21 protein-coding genes and 4 pseudogenes are annotated in these 19,230 nt (G+C 68.9%); 11 read left to right on the top strand and 14 right to left on the bottom strand.

From position 1 onward, the window contains the following. The first annotated feature begins 214 nt into the window (after positions 1-214). From AC1P0E_RS26200 to AC1P0E_RS26185, 4 genes are read left to right on the top strand one after another with little or no spacing between them, the layout of a single operon-like run. Positions 215-1,666: a MarR family transcriptional regulator gene (locus tag AC1P0E_RS26200; RefSeq protein ID WP_482744557.1), complete on the top strand. Its 1,452-nt coding sequence runs from the start codon at positions 215-217 to the stop codon at positions 1,664-1,666. After that, entirely contained in the window at positions 1,663-2,154 is a 492-nt protein-coding gene (locus tag AC1P0E_RS26195) for a helix-turn-helix domain-containing protein (RefSeq protein ID WP_482744556.1), read from the top strand. Before AC1P0E_RS26200 ends, AC1P0E_RS26195 begins: the two co-directional genes overlap by 4 nt. 53 nt (positions 2,155-2,207) lie before the next feature. Next, positions 2,208-2,888, top strand: coding sequence for an MFS transporter (locus tag AC1P0E_RS26190; protein WP_482744555.1), 681 nt, complete (start codon positions 2,208-2,210; stop codon positions 2,886-2,888). Between the two features lie 38 nt (positions 2,889-2,926). Then, positions 2,927-3,379 carry a hypothetical protein gene (locus AC1P0E_RS26185; RefSeq protein WP_482744554.1) on the top strand — a complete coding sequence of 151 codons (453 nt, stop codon included), beginning with the start codon at positions 2,927-2,929 and terminating at the stop codon, positions 3,377-3,379. Here AC1P0E_RS26185 and AC1P0E_RS26180 read toward each other — a convergent pair. Continuing rightward, on the bottom strand, positions 3,312-3,872 hold the full coding sequence (locus AC1P0E_RS26180) for a GNAT family N-acetyltransferase (protein ID WP_482744553.1): 561 nt from the start codon (positions 3,870-3,872) through the stop codon (positions 3,312-3,314). The genes AC1P0E_RS26185 and AC1P0E_RS26180 overlap by 68 nt on opposite strands. Before the next feature lie 189 nt (positions 3,873-4,061). Continuing rightward, positions 4,062-4,520, bottom strand: a pseudogene (locus tag AC1P0E_RS26175) (transposase); the annotation flags it as partial. Positions 4,521-4,724: 204 nt separating this feature from the next. Between AC1P0E_RS26175 and istA the strand changes: the two are divergent. Together istA and AC1P0E_RS26165 are read left to right on the top strand one after the other, a co-directional pair. Further along, positions 4,725-6,199 (top strand): annotated as a pseudogene (gene istA / locus AC1P0E_RS26170) (IS21 family transposase). A gap of 245 nt (positions 6,200-6,444) precedes the next feature. After that, positions 6,445-7,563: an IS630 family transposase gene (locus AC1P0E_RS26165; protein ID WP_482744552.1), complete on the top strand. Its 1,119-nt coding sequence runs from the start codon at positions 6,445-6,447 to the stop codon at positions 7,561-7,563. A 134-nt stretch (positions 7,564-7,697) separates the two neighbouring features. Here the strand turns inward: AC1P0E_RS26165 and AC1P0E_RS26160 are convergent, their stop codons facing one another. Further along, positions 7,698-8,201 carry a hypothetical protein gene (locus AC1P0E_RS26160; protein ID WP_482744551.1) on the bottom strand — a complete coding sequence of 168 codons (504 nt, stop codon included), beginning with the start codon at positions 8,199-8,201 and terminating at the stop codon, positions 7,698-7,700. 223 nt (positions 8,202-8,424) lie between these two features. Between AC1P0E_RS26160 and AC1P0E_RS26155 the strand changes: the two genes are divergently transcribed. Both AC1P0E_RS26155 and istB read left to right on the top strand, forming a co-directional pair. Further along, on the top strand, positions 8,425-8,673 hold the full coding sequence (locus tag AC1P0E_RS26155; RefSeq protein WP_482744550.1) for a hypothetical protein: 249 nt from the start codon (positions 8,425-8,427) through the stop codon (positions 8,671-8,673). Between the two features lie 242 nt (positions 8,674-8,915). Continuing rightward, positions 8,916-9,690 (top strand): annotated as a pseudogene (istB, locus tag AC1P0E_RS26150) (IS21-like element helper ATPase IstB). A gap of 447 nt (positions 9,691-10,137) precedes the next feature. On the opposite strand, the gene AC1P0E_RS26145 reads toward istB, so the two are convergent. Beyond that, complete coding sequence (locus AC1P0E_RS26145; RefSeq protein ID WP_482744549.1) at positions 10,138-10,692, bottom strand: helix-turn-helix domain-containing protein; 555 nt, start codon at positions 10,690-10,692, stop codon at positions 10,138-10,140. Between the two features lie 136 nt (positions 10,693-10,828). Continuing rightward, complete coding sequence (locus AC1P0E_RS26140) at positions 10,829-10,981, bottom strand: hypothetical protein (protein ID WP_482744548.1); 153 nt, start codon at positions 10,979-10,981, stop codon at positions 10,829-10,831. Between the two features lie 175 nt (positions 10,982-11,156). Here AC1P0E_RS26140 and AC1P0E_RS26135 point away from each other — a divergent pair, with 175 nt between their 5' ends. Further along, the gene (locus AC1P0E_RS26135; protein WP_069931725.1) at positions 11,157-11,423 is read left to right on the top strand and encodes a hypothetical protein; all 267 of its coding nucleotides are present in this window, start codon (positions 11,157-11,159) and stop codon (positions 11,421-11,423) included. Positions 11,424-11,537: 114 nt separating this feature from the next. On the opposite strand, the gene AC1P0E_RS26130 is transcribed toward AC1P0E_RS26135, so the two are convergent. Together AC1P0E_RS26130 and AC1P0E_RS26125 are read right to left on the bottom strand one after the other, a co-directional pair. After that, entirely contained in the window at positions 11,538-11,927 is a 390-nt protein-coding gene (locus tag AC1P0E_RS26130; protein ID WP_079403197.1) for a hypothetical protein, read from the bottom strand. Between the two features lie 181 nt (positions 11,928-12,108). Beyond that, a complete protein-coding gene (locus AC1P0E_RS26125) occupies positions 12,109-12,330 on the bottom strand; it encodes a hypothetical protein (RefSeq protein WP_482744547.1) in 222 nt (73 codons plus the stop codon). Between the two features lie 208 nt (positions 12,331-12,538). Here AC1P0E_RS26125 and AC1P0E_RS26120 point away from each other — a divergent pair. Together AC1P0E_RS26120 and AC1P0E_RS26115 are read left to right on the top strand one after the other, a co-directional pair. Beyond that, positions 12,539-12,741, top strand: a pseudogene (locus AC1P0E_RS26120) (NF041680 family putative transposase); the annotation flags it as partial. Between the two features lie 452 nt (positions 12,742-13,193). Next, a complete protein-coding gene (locus tag AC1P0E_RS26115; protein ID WP_482744546.1) occupies positions 13,194-13,319 on the top strand; it encodes a hypothetical protein in 126 nt (41 codons plus the stop codon). A gap of 447 nt (positions 13,320-13,766) precedes the next feature. Here the strand turns inward: AC1P0E_RS26115 and mmuM are convergent, their stop codons facing one another. The 7 genes from mmuM to AC1P0E_RS26080 all read right to left on the bottom strand — a co-directional run bounded on the left by mmuM (position 13,767) and on the right by AC1P0E_RS26080 (position 19,196). Further along, entirely contained in the window at positions 13,767-14,699 is a 933-nt protein-coding gene (gene mmuM / locus AC1P0E_RS26110) for a homocysteine S-methyltransferase (protein WP_482744545.1), read from the bottom strand. Positions 14,700-14,729: 30 nt separating this feature from the next. Next, positions 14,730-15,653 carry an LLM class F420-dependent oxidoreductase gene (locus AC1P0E_RS26105; protein WP_482744544.1) on the bottom strand — a complete coding sequence of 308 codons (924 nt, stop codon included), beginning with the start codon at positions 15,651-15,653 and terminating at the stop codon, positions 14,730-14,732. Positions 15,654-15,822: 169 nt separating this feature from the next. Next, entirely contained in the window at positions 15,823-16,341 is a 519-nt protein-coding gene (locus AC1P0E_RS26100) for a DUF6099 family protein (protein WP_482744543.1), read from the bottom strand. A 140-nt stretch (positions 16,342-16,481) separates the two neighbouring features. Next, on the bottom strand, positions 16,482-16,832 hold the full coding sequence (locus AC1P0E_RS26095) for a nucleotide pyrophosphohydrolase (protein WP_482744542.1): 351 nt from the start codon (positions 16,830-16,832) through the stop codon (positions 16,482-16,484). Further along, positions 16,829-17,995, bottom strand: a complete 1,167-nt coding sequence (locus AC1P0E_RS26090; RefSeq protein WP_482744541.1) for an AAA family ATPase — start codon at positions 17,993-17,995, stop codon at positions 16,829-16,831. The genes AC1P0E_RS26095 and AC1P0E_RS26090 overlap by 4 nt, the downstream gene beginning before the upstream one ends. A gap of 55 nt (positions 17,996-18,050) precedes the next feature. Continuing rightward, positions 18,051-18,440: a cell division protein SepF gene (locus AC1P0E_RS26085; RefSeq protein ID WP_482744540.1), complete on the bottom strand. Its 390-nt coding sequence runs from the start codon at positions 18,438-18,440 to the stop codon at positions 18,051-18,053. Positions 18,441-18,629: 189 nt separating this feature from the next. Next, complete coding sequence (locus tag AC1P0E_RS26080) at positions 18,630-19,196, bottom strand: TetR/AcrR family transcriptional regulator (protein ID WP_482744539.1); 567 nt, start codon at positions 19,194-19,196, stop codon at positions 18,630-18,632. Positions 19,197-19,230 lie beyond the last annotated feature (34 nt).

Genomic DNA, 19,230 nt, shown 5'->3' with positions numbered 1-19,230 from the left:
TACGAAAGCCCCCAGGACGGGAATCCTGGAGGCTTCGCTGGTACCGATTGGAGGTCGGTCCGGACACCACCCCTGGTTTTTGCGGGCCTGGGTGGGTCCACGTCCTTGGCGGGACAGCATCAGAATGCCACACGGCAGCGTTCATTCGCACTCGAGTAACAAGCCTTCGTCTCCAGCGAAGAGACCTACAGAGGCAGTCACAGGCGCCCAATATGTGCCCCTCGGACTTCACCATCTCCCTACGGCTGCCGCCGACCTCGTTCTGCTCGGTGACCTGACCGGCCGCTACGCGGCGGGCAGCTACAGCAGGCTCAGCTCCGACCGGCAGTCGGTCGTTGCCCGTTCGGACCGGCAGGGCGAGGCCGATCACGGTCACCGGATCACTGCGGCCATCGCCTGCCATGTGGCCCGCGCCGGCGGAACCCTCGACCAGTTGTTGCGTCTGGTGATGCATCCCGATCACGAGGGCGGCCGCCATGCTCGGACCATCGCGCTGCGCTCCGGGCAGGCCCGTGCCTTCGACTACGTCCGCCGTGTGTGGGTCAGCGCGTCGGCGGCGGTCAGCTCCACCGTCGCGGTCGAAGCCCGCCATCACGCCCATGAAGACCTCGCAGCCCTGCGCGACCTGATCGAGACCACGCCGTGGCGTGGCGAACGCGGCCGCACAGCCCTTCGGATACTGCGGGCACATCTGAACTTCGCCGAGACCGCAGGTGGCCGTCAACATGCCGCCAGCGAGCGGCAGACGGCCGAGGAAGCCGGGGTCTCCCGGCAGACGCTCCGCAGCGCCTATGAGTCGGTTCTGAAGCCGAACGGGTGGCTTCACCGGCTGCGCGTCGGCCATGGCCGGGAGGGCTCCACCTGGTACCTCGACGACGGTCGCAACGACTTCGCTTCCCGCTCGTCGTCTCGTATCCGCACCACTCAGTTCCCCCCCGACCGGGAACTTGAGGAGTGGTCCACCCCTGAGACTGACATGACAGTGACGGCGGATATCGATTCCTCCCTCATCGGCCGTCTCATGGGTCGCGACGCCTTCGCCCACCAGGGCCTCGGCAGCTCTGCCCTCATGGTCATCGGCGCACTTCATGTACGGCCCGGTCAGACCGCGACCGAGCTCGTCGCCTCGTCGTCGGTGTCACGGGCCACCGTCTACCGGACCCTGCAACGCCTCGCAGCCCACGGTCTCGTGACCCACAACGATCGGGCCTGGACTCTGACGCCCCGCGTTCTCGAAGGCATCAGCCAGAACAAGGACGTAGGCCCATCCCCTGAGGCGAGCACCGCACAGGGCTGGGACGCCATCTCCCACTGCTACGGCACCACGGGCACCGCCCAGCGCCGAAAAGCAGTCCACGACGCGGAACGCACCGGATACCGCCAAGCACTCGAACAGCGTGCTGAGCACCGGAGCAAGGCGCTGTTCGTCGTCCACGACGACGGGCGGCTGGTCCTGGTTCCCGCGCCGCGCGGTGACGAGATCCCAGCGCAGTGGCAGTCCCCCAGTGAAGGACTGAGCGGCCCGGCCACCACTTGCACCGACGGCGAATGGAAGGTCGCCACCGACGGCCGCCTCATCCTCATCACCCCCGCCGACCAGCGCTCCTACGACGAGTTGGCCGCCGCACACGCCGAAGCCCTCAGCGAATGGGAATCCGCCGCATGAACACCAAGCCGCCCACCAGCGTAGAAGCACGGCGCCAGCACGCCCTGCTTCTACGCGCCGACTACGAGAACGGCGCCACGGTCTATGAACTCGCCGACAGCACGGGGCTGTCCTACGGCACCGTGATCAACCGGCTGCGCGCGGCCGGTACGGCGATGCGCACAGCCCAGGACACTCGCAGGTTGCGTTCTGACAAGGGCCAGCTGTCGGTCCGGCGCCGACTGGCCTCGAAACTGCGCGCTCGATACGAGGCGCAAGCCACCGTCAACGAGCTAGCGGCCGAATGCGGCCGGTCGGCAAGAACCGTGCGACGCCTCCTCCACGAAGCCGGGACGACACTGCGTTCGCCACAACAAACCCGGCAGCTCCGCACTACGCGGCAGGGGAAAGGACCAAGGCGTGACGTTGCTTGCATCGCTGATCGGGAAGGCATGGACGCGTTCCGCGGATCCGGCGGAGCGCAGATTGCTGACGACGGTCGCGATTGACGCGGCGGGCAGCGGCCTGTTCTTGGCAGGAGCCACACTCTTCTTACGCGCGCGTGGCGGAGTTGTCCGCCAGCCAGATCGGCTTTGGCCTGTCGGCGATGGGTGTGGTGGCCCTGGCGGCCACCGTTCCCAACGGCATGCTCGTAGACCGGATTGGTCCGCGCCGCGCCCTGATCGCACTCCACCTGTGGCGCGCCGTGTGGTGCTGTGCGCTGGCCTTCGTGCACAACTTCTGGCAGTTCCTCACCGTGGTGGTCCTGCTCGGTCTGGCCGAGTTCGCCGGTATGCCTGCCCTGCAGGCGTACGTGGCCTCCGCCTTCGGCGACAGCGCCCGTGTCGGCATCATGGCCAGGGTCCAGGTCCTGAAGAATGCCGGGTTCCTCGTAGGCGCGCTGATCGCGGCCGTGGCCGTGGGCAGTGGCACGGACCTCGGCTATCAGTCGCTGCTCCTGGGCGACGGACTGTCCTTCTTCATCGCCGCCTGGCTGATCTACACCCTGCGCAATGTGGGCGGCGCGGGCCGGCGCCGTGAGAAGCGCTCGCCGCTGGCACCGTTGAAGAACGCCCCGTTCCTGGCGCTCACTTGCTGCAACGCCGTGCTCCAGCTGAACCTGTCGGTGCTGATCATCGGGATGCCGCTGTGGGTGGTACAGGCGACGGAGGCACCCCCGCGATCGCGCCCCTGCTCATCGCGGTCAACACGGTCATCGCCATCTCGTTGCAAGTTCCGCTGAGCAAGAGCGCTGACACCGTTCGGGGTGCAGGGCGCCACATGCGGCGCGCCGGGCTCTCCTTCGCGCTGATGTGCGGGGCGTTGATCCTGGCATCGGAGGTGTCGTCGACGGCGGCGGCCGTGCTGATGCTGGCCTCGGTGGTCCTGCACACCCTTGGCGAGATCTGGCACGCGGCCGGCGGCTGGGGCCTTCAGTTCGCCCTCTCGCCGGAGGCGGAGCGGGGAAGTTACGCCGCGGCTTTCAGCCTCGGACCGACCGCCGAGGGCATGATCGGTCCCTCCCTGATCGCGGCCGGGGTCGTGGCCGCCGGCTCGATGGGGTGGCTGGCGCTGGCCCTGGCCTTCCTGGCCGGTGGGCTGGGGGCGTCCGCTGTGGCGGTGCGCGCCACGTCGCGGCCACGACCGAGGTCAGGATCGAAGCCGGCTACATCGTCGGCGGACGGTCGTGCAGAATGCGCTGGAACAGACGGTGATCCCGCCACTGCCCGTTGATGTGCAGATAGCGCGGCGCGGTGCCGATGGGCTCGAAACCGCAGCGCTCCAGGACACGTTGGGACCGTATGTTGTCCAGCACCGTCGTGGCCTCGATCCGGTGCAGCCCGAGTTCCTCGCCAGCCATGTGGCACACCCGCTGGACCGCCGCGGTGGCCAGGCCCCGGCCTTGGTGGTCGGCGGCTGTCCAGTAACCCAGGTAGGCACTGCAGAAGGGGCCCAGGGCCATCCCGGAGAGGGTAATGGCCCCCACGACGCGGCCATCGGATTCGAACAGCCACGGCACCAACCGGCCTGCCCGAAACTGCTGCAGCTGCTCCTCGAGCCGGTCCGCCTGTCCTTCAACGGTGAAGAACCTTTCGCCGCGGCGGGGCTCCCAGGGCTCCAGGTAATCCCTATTCTCCTGGTACGCGGTACACAGCGCTTCGGCGTCCGTCGGAGAGGCCATCCGCAGCACCACACCACCGGGTAGCACGTCAGTTCTGTTGATCATTCTTTCACTGTATCCGGCGGACGGCGTCGGCCCGGCCGAGACGACGTTCATCACTCGCACCACATGCCCAAGTTGAAGATGGCGTGAGCGACCCGCGAAGCAGGGTGCTTTGCTATGGCTAAGGGTTGTCCCCCCGTGAATGATCTTTGCTGAGCCGGGGACACGGATGCTGTCGGGCGGGTGATTCGCTCAACCCGTCAGGGCGAGGCTGTGCAGGCGTGCGACGCCGAGTATCGCGTGGTGCACACCGTCACCCTTGAGGCGGCAGTCGCGAAGGATCTTCCAGCCCTTCATGCGGGCGAAGGCGTGCTCAACGCGTGCGCGAACTCGCTGGTGGGAGCGGTTGTGTTCCCGCTTCCAGTCCGGGAGTTCGGCCTGACCTTTCGCGCGGCGGTGTGGCATTACCAGGCCGGCGCCGGGGTAGCCGCCGTCGGCGATGGTGGTCGTGGTGCCGACAGCGTCCTTCGCGCCGGACTCCGCCCACGCCTTGAAGTCGTTGCGGTTGCCGGGTAGTGGCCGACCGACCACGACGACGAGCCGGGTGCCGGCGTCGATGACGACCTGATGGTTGGTTGAGTAGCGGTAGTTTTTCGACTGCTCGGCCATCGTGTGGCCGCAGGTGGGCACGAGGGTGCCGTCCACGATGAGTGACGGCGGCCGTGGCAAAGTCCAGATGTGTGGCCAGCCGAGTCCAGGCTGATGGCCACCGGAATTCCAGGTGGATGGCCGTCTGACCAGTGGTGTTCCTGATCACTTCCTTAACTGGAGGAGACCCCTCCGCCCGTTTGCTGGTGTTTGCACGCATCAGCTACCGGCCAGAGAGGTCCTGTGACGAAGTCTGACACGGAGATTATGGAAATCCTTGAGGCGTACGACCTGACCGGGACGGTCTGGTCCGCGGCGACCTTGACGGGGCACGACCCGAAGACGGTCAAGCGGTATGTCGAGGCCCGCAACGGCGGGCGCAATCCCTATGAGCGAGAGCCGCGGCCGAAGATGATCGACGCGTTCCTGGAGAAGGTCGAGGAGTGGGTCAGCAATCGAAGGCGACGATCCGCGCCGATGTGGTCCACGACAAGCTCGTGAAGATGGGCTACCGGGGCAGCGAACGCTCGACGAGACGGGCGGTGAACACGGCAAAGAGCGCGTGGAAGGCGGGCAAGCGCCGGACGTACCGGCCGTGGATTCCCGAGCCGGGCCGGTGGCTGCAGTTCGACTGGGGCGAGGGGCCGCGCATCGTGGGGCGGCGGACCTGGCTGTTCTGTGCTTGGCTGTCCTGGTCGCGGTTCCGGGTGGTGATCCCGGTCTGGGACTGCACGTTGGGCACTTTGGTGGCCTGCCTGGACACCACGCTGCGGCGGATCGGCGGGGCGCCAACGTATGTGCTGACCGACAATGCGAAGACGGTCACCGTCGAGCACATCGCCGGGATACCGGTACGTCATCCGCAGATGGTCGCCGCGGGTCGGCATTACGGCTGCCAGGTGGTCAGTTGCGTGCCCTACGACCCGGAATCGAAGGGCGGTGCGGAGGCCACGGTCCGTATCGCGAAGGCCGACTTGGTGCCCACCAGCGCGAACCTGCTGGCCGCCTACGACACCTTCGCCGAGCTCGTCGATGCCTGCCTGACCTGGTGCGATGCGGTGAACTCGCGCCGTCATCGGGCGACCGGGCAGATACCCGCGAGCCGTCTGGACGTCGAACGCACCACGCTGCATGTCCTGCCCATCGAGCCGCTCGCGCTCGCGCTGGGCGAGGAGAGACTGGTCGGCTCAGACCGCACCATCAGCTTCAACTCGGTGCGCTACTCGACCCCGCCGGGCTATACCGGCGCGAGGGTGTGGTGCCGGGTGGTCGGCGAGGAACTGTCCATCACCGCCCGCACCAGCTCCGGTGATCTGTCGGAAATTTGGCGCCACCAGCTTTCCACCCCGGGTGTTCCGCAGATCATCGACGCCCACTACCCCGACCATCCCGACGGCCGCAGCGTTCTCCAGCCGAGGCTGCAGCCCCGCTCGGAGGCGGAGATCGCGTTCGTGGACATCGGCCCTGGAGCCGGGCGCTGGCTCAAGGAGGCCGGACCCGCCGGTGCGGTCCGTATCCGCGCCAAGATGGCCCGCGCGGTCGAGCTGGCCACCGTCCTGGGCAACGACAAAGTCGATCAAGCCCTCGGTCTGGCGGCCACGGCCGGGCGCTTTGCCGACGAGGACCTGCTCTCGATCCTCGGACACATCGCGGACAGCAAACCCGTCGGCGAGGTCGTCCGCGCGGACGAGGCCCACTCAGTCCAGAACGGAACCATCGGATGGCAAGCCCTGGGCCAGTAGGCGCTTCAAGGAAGTGACGCACGACTCTGCGGTCAGTCGCCGACAAACCAGAGATATCGGTGTGACCCCTGCTCGACGACCTGGCACAACTTGCGGGCCTGCCCGACCCAGTCACCGCCGCAAGCGGCCGGGAGCCGGTCGAGTTCCGCTAGTGCTCTGACCGCATAGGTTCACCGCGTTTCTGCCCGGGCGAGGGCTGGGGCCGATTGGATGGGGGCTGAATCCATCCATTGTGTGGAGGCGTGGTGGCAGAGCCGGTCAAGGTCCGCAGACTGACTGATCAGGAGGGTCAGCGGCTGCAGCAGATCGTGCGTCGGGGCAGTACCAGTTCAGTGCGCTACCGGCGGGCGATGATGCTGCTGGCCTCGGCCGGCGGGAACCGCGTCCCGGTGATCGCCCAGCTGGTGGCGGCCGACGAGGACACCGTGCGCGACGTCGTTCACCGCTTCAACGAGATCGGTCTGGCCTGTCTGGACCCTCAGTGGGCGGGAGGCCGTCCCCGCCAACTCAGTCCTGACGACGAGGACTTCGTCGTCCAGACGGCCACCACCCGCCCGACCAAGTTCGCCGAGCCCTTCACCCGCTGGTCCATCCGCAAGCTCGCCGCCTACCTCCGCCGCGTGCACGGCCGGGTGATCCGCATCGGCCGCGAGGCCCTGCGCTGCCTGCTCACCCGACGCGGCGTCACCTTCCAGCGCACCAAGACCCGGAAGGAGTCCACCGACCCCGACCGTGACGCCAAGCTGGACCGGATCGAGCACGTCCTGGACCGCTTCCCTGACCGCGTTTTCGCGTTCGACGAGTTCGGGCCACTCGGCATACGCCCCACCGGCGGATCCTGCTGGGCTGAGCAGGCACGGCCCGACCGGCTCCCGGCTACCTACCACCGTACCCACGGCGTGACCTACTTCCACGGCTGCTACTCCATCGGCGACGACACCTTCTGGGGCCTCAACCATCGCCGCAAGGGAACCGCGAACACTCTCGCCGCACTCAAGTCGATCCGTGCCGCCCGCCCAGACGGCGCCCCGGTCTACGTGATCATGGACAACCTCTCCGCCCACAAGGGCGCCAAGATCCGCCAATGGGCCCGGAAGAACAAGGTGGAGCTCTGCTTCACCCCGACCAACGCCTCCTGGGCCAACCCGATCGAGGCGCACTTCGGGCCGCTGCGGCAGTTCACCCTGGCGAACTCGAACCACCCTAATCACCCAGTTCAGACCCGTGCGCTGCACGCCTACCTGCGCTGGCGCAATGCCAACGCCCGTCACCCCGACGTGCTGGCCGCCCAACGTCGCGAGCGCGCACGCATCCGCAGCAAGAAAGGCCTGCGCTGGGGTGGACGACCCGCTCCCGCCGCATGATCATGCAACCTGGCGATCGGTTCCGGTCGCCGCATCACTCCCGCCGCAGATCCACCTGGGCTACGTGACCAGGCTTCCGACTGGTCACGGACCTCCACCCTGGTCGTCGCACGTCGACCGTCTCTCGCTCCGGGTCAGGACCCTGAGGTGCCGATCTTCTCGTTGGCGAGGCGGATGAGGTCCCTCGCGAAGGCGCGGTGGATTGAGAGGACGATCACCGTCGACTGATGTCCCTTATGGCGTTGGAACTCGAAGCGGCGGAAGGCCATGAGAATCCCCGTCGCGTTGGTCTCCTTGACCGTCGCGATGTCGCGCCACGCGACCGCGTCCCGGACGCGGCCGAAGAGGTCGGTCACGGTCACGCCGTCCTCGCGGAGATAGCACTGACACATGCCGAGCCGTCCGGCCAACCGGCGCCAGGAGAAGGCGATGCCGTAGACCGCCAGCGGGATCCCCACCACGATCGCGGCCTTCACTGCGGCGTTGTCCGGCCGCATCACCACCAGCCCGATGAGCAGCACCACGCAGAACACCAGGACGAACCGTCGTCCGAGCTGCCAGAGCATCCCGGGGATGCCGATGACGGAAGAACTACGGTGGAGCGCGCCGAATTCGGGCCCCCGAACCTGCCTTGCCATACCGAATCCCACCCCGGTTGCAGAGCCGACCGGCGTAATCGCCGGGTCTCGGCGCCCACTATTCAGGGAGCGCCGGCCGGTTGGCAAGACTGTCCATGGCGACGTCCCGCGAACCGTGCCCGGCCGCCGGTCGAGGAACGGGGACTCACCTCACTGTCGCGCCACCGCAACGGCGACAAGGTCGGCGCCCTGAAGCCCGGGCGACCCCGGGGCCGAGAAGATCGTGACCCCAGCCGGCCTCATCGCCACCGCCGAAACCCTCGGCGACGACCGCACCGGCGCCCTCCACGCCATGCTCGTCAACGAGATCATCATCAACGCCGTCACCGGCACCACCACCCACAACGCCCCACCGTCCGACAAGAAGCGCCAGGCACCGCCCCGCCGCACCCTGCCCAGCGGCCCACTCCCCGGCAGCCTCGACGCCTGGGCCACCGAAGTCGCCCACACCATCACCGGCAAAACCCGGTGAACGTTCCCGGTCACAGCACTAGCAGCAGCGAAACCTGCCGATGGTTGAAGACCGCATCCCCATAGGGAATCAGGCCCCAGAGCATCGGGAACAGCCCCGGATTCAGATCACCGAAGGCGGAAGTTTACTGCAACCCGCCCTCGGCCCGGGCTATGACGTCGCCGCTGTCACCGCGCACCTGCATATCGATCACCCGGCGAGCCTATCGGCGCCGAACCAGACCGACGAAGGAATTTGCAACCATGACGTTTCCCCAGGCCCCGGCTCTGCCGGAGGAGCTCGACAAGCTCATGCGCCGCATGCGCCTGCCCTATATGCGCAAAGCGGCCCCGGACGTCCTGGCCACCGCCCGTGCCCAACGATGGGACCCCGCCGAGGTGTTGCGGTTGCTTGTAGCCGAGGAGGTCACCGGCCGCGACGCGGCGACCCGGCGTCTTCGCCGGCACTCGGCGAACTTCCCCACCGGCAAGACCCTGGGCTCCTGGCGGGCCGAGGACTCCACCATCCCTGAACCCACCCAGAACTCCCTGATCACCCTGGAGTGGATCGGCCGCGCCGAGAATTTGGTGATCGCCGGCCCCGTCGGGGACGGGCAAGAGCCACTTCACCGAGGGCCTGGCCCAGGCCGCGATCGAGAAGGACCTGCGGGTGTCCTGGTTCACCCTGGAGACGCTGAGCGCCGCGATCGGCAAATCAAAGGTCGACGGGTCCACCTCACGGACCGTCGCCCGGATCTGCCGCGCGGACCTCATCGTCATCGACGACATCGGCCTGCTGCCCGTCGGGGAAGACGCAGCTGAGGCGTTCTACCGGATCATCGACGCAGCCTACGAACGCCGGTCCATCGCTGTGACCAGCAACATTCACCCCTCGGGCTTCGACACGATCATGCCGAAGACTCTCGCGGGCGCGAGCACCGACCGCCTCATGCACCATGCTCACCTCGTGACCACCACCGGCGACTCACACCGCCTCGCCGAGGCCCTCGCCGGGAAGGGAGTGGTGCCCTTGAACTGACCCCACCCCCAGGAATACCACTGGCCACACGCCTGGGTTTCTGATGGCCACCAGCCTGGACACCCAACGGCCACCCACCTGGGCATCTCCGTGGCCGTTGACAAGCCTTCCTGGAGGCTGAGCCAGCAGGCGCCGACGGGGATGAAGACGTGCCGGATCCTGGGGTGGTCCTCCAGCCAGGTGCGGGTGGACAGGCTGTTGTGCGAGGACAGGTTGTCGGTGACGACGTAGATGTCCCCAGTGGGATTGGCCGTCTCGTCTTCTGAAGAAACTGCTGGTAGAAGGCACTGTTGCGGGAGGATGCGGTCATGGTGACCTGGTGTCCGTCCCGCACGCGTAAGGCGCCGTAGACCCAGGTCTTCTCCGGCCCGCGACCGTAGTCGACCTCGGACTTGATGCGGTGACCGTCCGGCGACCAGCCCGGCGCCGGCGGGAACGTGCGGGGGATCACCGGTCCGAGCTCGTCGACGCAGACGACCGTCGCGCCCTCGGGCGGGCAGGTGTAGAGCTCGATGATCCTCGTCCTTTTCCCTCGGAGTCCGCGTCCTTCGAGCGGGTCCAGGACCGGGTGCGGCGCCAGCGCACTCCCTCGGCCAGCAGGATCCGGCGGACCTGGCTGCGACCGATCTCGATACCCAGTCGCCCGGCCTCGGCGGCCAGTGCGTCGAGGGTCCACTCCGGCGGCCCGGACTCATCCGCCGCGGCCAGCTCTCCGTCGGCCTGCACAGTCAGCCGACCTGGAGGCGACTGTTTGACCAGGCCGATGATCCTTGAGCGTTCCGCCTCGCTGATCCGCCGCTTGCGGCCCTGTCCGCCCAGGTCCTCCAGCCCGTCCAGGCCCACACGGTTGAAGCGGTGCAACCAGCGGCGGACCGTCTTGGCGCTGCACCTCAACTCATCCGCGATGGCCGGGACACGCTGTCCGGACCAGCTCAAGTCGACCATCCGTGCCCGCAGCACCAGGTCACGCGGCGCTTTACGCGCTCGCGACAGTCGACGCACGACCAGTTCCTCATTCTCGTCACGGCTCAGCCGTGCCCGTAACACCATCGCCCAGCACCCGCCCCCGAGCACCAAATCACCCCGCCACCAGGACATATACCCAGAGAAAGAGGAATCCAGCACTAGTAGGGCTTTGTTAGGTCGTGTCGTAGGGCTGCCATGGGCTGGGTTGTCGGCAGGTGGGACGAGTGCCGGCCCAGGTGGCCAGGAGGTGCTGGAGCAGGTCCAGGGCCTGGTAGAGAGTCAGGCCCTGGCAGGCCCTGAAGCTGCTGATCACCCTCGTCGGCATCCATGCGCTCTACCCGCACCAGGCCCGAGCGCTGCCCCTGACCGCCATCGACTTCACCCGCGGCCGGCTCACGCTCGGCGACATCGATCACCCCCTCGACGCCTTCACCCAGCAGGCCGCCGTCGACTACATTCACCTCCGGCACCAGCGCTGGCCACATACCCGCAACCCTCACGTGTTCATCAGCTCGCAGACCGCGCACACCCGGGCCCCGGTCACAACCGGCTGGATGCAGCCTCTGCTGCGCGGCCTCCCGGTCACCGCCCAGCAACTTCGCGAGGACCGAATCCTCGAAGAGGCCGCCGTCACCGGCGCTGACCCGCAGCACCTATGCGCGGTGTTCAACATCACTCCGGAGACCGGACTCCGCTACACCCGCTTCTTCCACCCCGACCCCACGGACAGCGACGACGTATCCGGCTGCAACATGGAGACATCGTGACCGACAACCACGCTCACCTGCTCGCTGCCATCGTCGAGCTCGGCGGTGAGCTGGAGCTACCAGCTACCCGTAACGGGCGCTTCAGGGGCGCGGTCATCCCAGAAGGCTGCGCGGTCAGCGCCGGCCGCCGCCGATGCGGCGGTCGTCGGCCAGTGCGGTAAGCGGGCCGAACTCGCGGGCAAGCTGGTTCCACGTCAGAACCTCGCCACAGCGGGCCGGGAACTCCTTGGGGTTGAACTCGGGCATGGTCCAGGTGCCAGTGCCCCGGTCCCGCAGCCACAGGTCCCCGTCACCGTCGACCACAGTCGGTGGGACCGGTACGGGCTCGGCCTGATCGGTGGGCTCCCAGGTGACCCGGCCCGGGTGGGAAACGCGGCGCAGCTCGGTGGTGGCCAGCCGCGCGGCCAAGTCACGGGTGGACTCTTCGGCGTCCTTGACCGACGCGAGTCGGAATGCGTCGTCAAGTACGGGCAGGGCTGGATTCTTGCTGCGCTTTGAACTCATACGCTGACTACCTCCGGTGGGGGGCGTCACATCCGTTATGGCACCCCGTAGAGGAACACGGTATCCGAGGCGGGAGCCGGGCCGGCTACGACCACTGTCCAGGTGGAGGCGCTGGCACACCGGGCGGTGGGGCTAGGTGGTGAGCTGGTCCTAGACGTGGCGCAACCCGTGGTGGTAGCGCTCAGATATGGCGGTCCGGGTCTGAGAAGGTGAGGCCGCCGGGGGCGAGCGGACGTCGGGCCGGGGCGGGTGCGGGCTCGGGCTCGGTCTCGCCGGGCGGCTGGCGGAAGTCGGCGCCCTGCTCGACCGGCATCTGCCGGCGCCCACCCGCCTGGGCGGGTACGGGAGCGTCGGAAGCGGGCTCGGAGAAGGCGGGCAGCGAGAGCGGTCGACGGTCGGACATGATCCCTAGTCTCCCAGGTCCGGCCCTGCGGGTAGGGCCAGGCCGCTATCAGCGGTGATAGTGCTCTGGCCCTGGCCAGCAGGGCCAGGCTGGTTGTTTCAGCTCACCAGAACAGAGCGGTTAAGCCACTGCTACCGCCGGTGAACCGGCCCGGACCGCCGAGGCCGGGCAGCACACTGCGCGGGTGAACACGACCCCCGCCTGAACCGGGTTCAGAAACCTCCACGCTCAGACCCGACGCCAGCGCGTGCGCCCAAACCCTCCCGACCTGGCCCCGGCCGCCCACTCGGTTCAAGAAACAGCCGTTCGGCAACCCGTCACGACGTGGGACGGGTCCTCGCAACCGGCGAGGCGTACACCAGACCCGCCCATCACAAGAAGGGCACCAAGCCCCGCCGACTGGATAAATGACAAGCTAATGGCACCGGACCCGCCATGGCCGCGACATTTGCCCCGCCTGCTGGATGAAAGAACGACGATGATCGCCAACCGACACGCGACGAACGCCCAGGTCCGGGGCGCCGAGTGCTCAGTATTCGCGAACTCAGGCGCTTTAGTCGGCGACTACATCGGAGACAGCACCCGAGCCGAAATCGCCTACGCCCGGTCGCTGGGCAAGCCCGTGCTGTTCACGCACCCCGAAGTCGACCCTGACGCCTGACCGCCCGCTGCCACCTCGACAACCAGGGCCGGCAGCCCGCCGCCTGACCGTCTCGCGGCGGCTTCGGCCGCCGCCCACCCCACACCCTCCGCAGGCATCCCTTGGAATTGATCATCTAGGGGAAGATGGACTACTCGAAGAGCTCCGCGTCGAGCAATGGGCCCAGCTCAACGGTCAAAAGCTGGGCGCGAGGGGCCGGCTGATGAGCGAGGTCTGGCTCGCCTACGCAGCGGACTGCCTCACCCATGGCGAGCCGGACGACGGCTCCGCAGTACAGCGCCCGGCGCTCGACGTGGTTCAGGACGGTCTGTTTGACCTCGATGAGTAACTCGGCTTGAAGCTCCTGCACTACACCTGTTGCATCAGCTACAGACAGGGCGCTGACCGGATTCGCCGTGATCGCGAGCGATCTGACGAGCTCGGGCCTCAGGCACCGCAGCGCGTCCGAAACACCGTCCGGGGTCCCCCGCGATCACACAACGCCCCCGGACAACTTTGCACTATACGAAAGTTCATAACCCGAGGCGCCCAGGCAGGCGCAGGGGCCGCGAGGGCGACTCCATAGGCAAGTATGTCCCGCTATAGCCGTGCGACACAGGGCTGGCTCGCGCGATGGTTTCCCGGTCAAAACGCCCTCGATTCGACCCCGCCGAAACGTCCGCACCAGAAAAACGTGCCTTGACCTGGGAGAAGTTAGGGCGGCAGACGAGACCCGACTGTACGTCAGGAACACGCGTCCGAGTATCGTCGCCCCGGCCCGCCCCGGACCAGGGGTTTAAGCGGCCGGTCCGACCAGCCGGGCCAGCTCGGCGATCCGAGCCGGGCCCACCTGGCAGCACCCGCCCACCAGCCGCGCCCCGGACGCCCGCCACTCACGCACCCGCGCCGGGTCGTACGTGCCCCCGCCGGTCCACCGCCTCCCCTCCGCGTCCCACCGCTCACCGCTGTTCGGATAGACGACGACCGGTTTCCCGGTCACCGCGGCCGCGAGAGCCACCGCCGTGTCCGCGTCGCGCGGCTCGCAGCAGTTGATCCCCAGGGCGATCACCTGGTCGTTCCCCGCCGCGAGAGCGAAGGCCGCGTCCAGCGGCTGGCCGGCCCGGGTGCGTCCGCCCGCGATGCTGTACGAGAGCCAGACCGGCATCCCGGAACCCTCGACAGCCCGCAGCAGTGCCTCGGCCTCGTCGGTGTCGGGCACCGTCTCCAGTGCCAGCACGTCGGGTGCCGCCGCGACGAGCGCTTCGACGCGCGGCCGGTGGAAGTGCTCCAGCTCCCGCACCGAGAGCCCGTACCGCCCCCGGTACTCGCTGCCGTCGGCGAGCATCGCCCCGTACGGCCCGACCGAAGCCGCCACCCAGACCTCCCGGTCCACGGTCTCCCCCGCCGCACGCGCCAGTTCGACGCTGAGCGCCAGCAGTTCCGCGGCCTTGCCCAGGCCGACGCCCCGCCGCGCGAAGCCCTCGAACGTCGCCTGATAACTGGCGGTGATCAGCACCTGCGCGCCCGCCCGTACATACGCCGCGTGCGCGGCCGCGATCTGCTGCGGCCCGTCGGCGAGCAGCCGCGCCGACCAGAGCCCGTCGGACAGGTCGCAGCCCTGCGCCTCCAGCTGGTTGGACAGACCGCCGTCGAGGACGACAGGCCCCGGGGCACCGGCTCCGAATGCGGCGGCTCCGAGTGCGGCGGCAAGCGGACGGACGGGCTTCACGGTGAAACTCCTTTACTCGTCGGACGCTCCTCAGGTCAGCTGGGACTGCACCTGCGAGGAGATCAGCTCCAGGTGTTCGAGATCGTCCAGGTCCAGCATCTGGAGGTAGATCCGCGACGCGCCGATCGCGGCGTACTGGCCGATCTTGTCGACCACTTCGGCGGGCGAGCCCGCCAGCCCGTTCGCCTTCAGCTCCTCCACGTCCCGCCCGATGGCCGCCGCGCGGCGCGCCACCTCCGCGTCGTCCTTGCCGACGCATGCCACCAGCGCGTTGGAGTACACCAGGTCGTCCCCCTTGCGCCCCGCCTTCTCCGCCGCTGCCCTGACCCGCCCGAACTGCCGCTCGCTGTCCTCGAGCGAGGCGAACGGGATGTTGAACTCGTCGGCGTACCGCGCGGCCAGCCGCGGCGTACGGATCGCGCCGTGCCCGCCGACCAGCACCGGCACCTTGGCCTGCGCGGGCTTCGGCAGCGCGGGCGAGTCGGTCAGCTGGTAGTACGTGCCGTCGTAGCTGAACGTCTTGCCGCTCTCCGTCGCCCACAGCCCGGTGACGATGGCGAGCTGCTCCTCGAGCCGCCCGAACTTCTCCTTGGGGAACGGGATCCCGTATGCCCGGTGCTCCTCCTCGAACCAGCCGGCGCCCAGGCCCAGTTCGACCCGGCCGCCCGACATCTGGTCGACCTGCGCGACCTGGATGGCCAGCACGCCCGGCAGCCGGAAGGTGCCCGCGGTCATCAGCGTGCCGAGCCGGATCCGCTTGGTCTCGCGGGCGAGCCCCGCCAACGTGATCCAGGCGTCGGTCGGCCCGGGGAGACCGTCGCCCGACCCCATGCGCAGATAGTGGTCCGAGCGGTAGAAGGCGTCGAAGCCCAGGTCCTCGGTGGCCTTGGCGACGGTCAGCAGGGTGTCGTAGCTCGCCCCTTGCTGGGGCTCGGTGAAGATTCGAAGATCCATACCCCCATCCTGCACCGTCGAACTGCCGTCAACCCCACCTCCCGCCCCCGGCCCGCGCCTGCCCGGTCGGGTGAACTTCCGCCGGCCGGCGGCCGGCGCCCGGCCTCGCCGGTGACCGGCGCGACGGCGGCACCAGCGCCCCGGCCGGCGGCACCTGCGGCTGACGGCGTCATAACGGCTCCGCCGCCGAGTCGCGAGCGGCGCTGCGCAACCTGTCCTCCTCCCGCACCGTGAGCCGGCGTAATATCCCGCGCACCCGGTCACTCGACTCGTCGGCGGCGTCGATGCCCTCGATGCACTGCCAGTAGAGGCCCTCCTCGTCGGTGGCGCACGCGACCCCGACGAGGGCGATTCCCACCTCTCCGAGAAGAGCGCCCAGCCCGGTCAACGCCGCCCGCGCGTCCGCCACCTGGGACAGCTGCGCCGCCCGCGGCCGGGCGTCCAGAGGCGGCCGGCCGACGTCGTCCGCCCACAGCGCCGGGATGTCGAGCACCCCGCAGCCCCGCCCGCCCGTCTCACTGAGCCCGCGCGCCTCACCTCTCAGCTCCGCCGGACCGGTCAGGGCCAGCTGCCCGCCGATCGCCTGGGTCAAGGCCTGTGCCTGCCAGGCCTCCGCCAGGATGTCCCGTGCCGCCCGGCTCTGCGCGAGTGCGTGCCGGCTCTGCCCGATGAGCCTTACCGCGTCCATGTGCCGCCCCCCGTCCACACCATGGCCCGCTTCTTTCGCGCACCGTTCTCCCATCCACTACCCAGAGTGAGGGTATGGGGCCCGGAAAGCCAGGGCTATGGCGAAATCTGTGGACAGAAATGCGGTTTTGGAAATACCCATCACTCCGAAGAGTGACGATCCCTGCTTTTCGGCACCGGGAAACGCAGCTCGTTACGGTCGATCTTGGCCGCCAGGGCCGCCAGCACATCGATCCCGAGCACCTCACTGAACTGCAGCAAGTACGCGAGGACATCAGCGACCTCGTCCGCCACCCGGTGCGCGGACCGTGGATCCTCCATCACCCGTGCCGACTCCTCGGGCGTCAGCCACTGGAAGATCTCCACCAGTTCGGACGCTTCCACGCTCAGCGCCACGGCCAGGTTCTTGGGCGTGTGGTACGGCTCCCAGCCCCGCGCCGCCGCGAATTCGGCCAGCCGCCGCTGCAGTCCCGCTACATCGAGTTCAGTCACGGCCCAAGGTCTACCACCGCCACCCCGTCCACCTCGCGCGCGTACGACGCGGACGCTTCCGTGACCGTCCCCACCAGCCTGATGTGCCCCTCGGCGCAGACCGCCGCCGCCAGCGCCACGAGTTCCCGCGTCTGCCGCCCGTCCAGGGACCGGTCGAAGCCGTCCGCGAGAACCGTCAGCGCCTGCATCGCGGACGGCACTTCGGCGACCGTGTCCATGGCCAGCACGCCCGGCCCGGTCAGCAGTACCAGCGCGAGCGCCAGATACCTCAGCTCGCCGTCCCCCAGCCGCCCCACAGGCGTGGCCCGCTGTCCGCCCCGGCCCACCAGCGCCCGCACCTTCCCGTCCGCGAGCTCCTCCACGGTCAGCGCCTCCACCGGGCCCGCGCACCCCGACCGCACCGTCGCCGCGAGCCGCGCATGGCGCTTCGCGCACTGGTGGTGCGTACGCCACAGCACTTCCGCCAGGTTGTCGCAGCCGCGCCGCAGCCGGCCGTCGCCCAACGCCGCCGGCTCCCGCATGCGCGCGGGCTGCGGGTCGCACGCGAACACCGAACGCAGCGCCAGAACCACCTGTTCCGCGGCCGCCAGTACCCGCTGCTGCCCCGGCGTCTTGCCGGCCACGCGCAGCGGCAGCAGCGCCGTACCCAGTAAGTCGTCGGGCAGCGGCGCCCGCGTCACCGGCGCGGTGCCGGCCGTGTACCAGGCCGCCTGGACCGTACTGCGCCCCGGATCGCGCAGCGCCGTGGTCAGCAGCGTCTGCCCGTCGCAGGTCAGCCGCTCGCCGACGATGCGCAGTTCGGGTTCGGCCTGTACGGCGAGGTCGAGCCTGACGGGGCCGGCGGGCCCGTCGACGGTGCAGCCGATCCTGAACCCCCGCCGCCCCTGGGCGTCCGGCCCCGCCCGCTCCGGCACGCATCCTCCCGGGTCCCGGAAGACCGCGCCCAGCTCGGCGCCCCCGCCGAGGCGGGCCAGCGCGTCGTACACCTCCAGGACGGTGGACTTGCCACTGCCGCTGGCACCCGCGAACAACGTCACCGGACCGAGCGGGAAGACCGCTCCGCGGTGCGATCTGAAGGCCGAGAGCCGCAGTTCGGTGACCGTGGGGACGCCACGGTCGTCGGCCGGAGGTCCGGGGCGCGTCCCCGGGGAAACCAGAGTCATGACCGGACGGTACGCAGCACCCCGGCCGGTGAACCGTTACGCCTGAAGGACCTTCCTACGATTGAGGGACGGCTGCCGCCTCCGCCCCCTCGACCTCCATGCCGGCCGGCGACAGCAGGAAGACGTTCCGGTCGACCCTGTGCATGCCGCTGCCGAGCCCGAAGACCACACCGCTGCTGAAGTCAAGGATGCGTTTGGCCACATCGGTGTCCGCCGCGGTCAGGTCCAGGAGTACCGGTACTTGCGCGATCAGGTACTCCGCGACCTCACGCGCGTCGGAGAACACCTGCACGCGCAGCACGATCATCCGCCGCTGCTCGGCGGCCGCCTCGTCCTGCGGCATCGTGCGGTGATCGACTCTGGAAGGCCACTCGTTCCTGCTGCGCAGGGGCACGACTTGAGCGAGCCCGGCCCACTGTTCGTCGGTGACGTCGTACCTGCTCACCGGACCACCCCGCTCACGTGCTGTGTCTGCATCCGGCCATCCTCCCGCGCCTCACCCGTTCGGCCCAACAGCGACACGGACGGGATACTCCGCGGAATGTCCTGATCCGCCGGACGCGCCTCTGGCCGGGACGCGGCTTCCCGTCCGGCTTTCAGTCAGCCCTGGGGCGCGGTCGGTGGCCGGCGCACTTCACTGCCCCACGAGCGCGTCGACGACGGCGCGGGCGACCCGGCCGGCCCGCTCGGCGGTCCAGTAGTCCGGGTCTTCCACGGTGGAGACGAAGTAACCGCGGGTCAGCATGAAGAGGATGTCGGCGGCCAGCTCCGCGTCGGGCACCCCTGCCGCCATGGCCGCGTCGAAGAACTCCTGCCGTGATTCACGCGGTTCGCGGCGGTCGGCCCCGTTCGGATCGGTGTGCGTCGAGGAGAGCATCTCGATCCACAGCGCGCGCAGCAGCAGGTCGTCCGGCTCGGTGCTGAGATTCCACTCCACCGTGGTCCGCAGGCGTTCCTTGCCCTCCAGGTCGCCCAGGCCGGCTTCCAAGTCGGCGCGCCAGCGGGACTCGGCAGCGCGGACGGCGTTGATGATCAGGGCGATCCGCGTCGGCACGTAGTTGGTGACCATCGCCGTCGAGCCGCCCAGTTCCTTGGCCACGGCGCGGATGGTGACCGCGCGTGCCCCGTCACGGGCCGCGACGGCAAGGGTGGCCTGGGCGATTTCCCTGCGGCGCTGGACTTCGTCGACGTCGATCGGCATGAAGGCAACCTAGCTCAGTGGGGGTTGACGCTGC

This window comes from Streptomyces sp. TRD_SC_5 (genome assembly GCF_056836825.1).
Note: the sequence above shows the minus strand (reverse complement) of the source record. Positions and strands in the feature narration are given on the sequence as shown.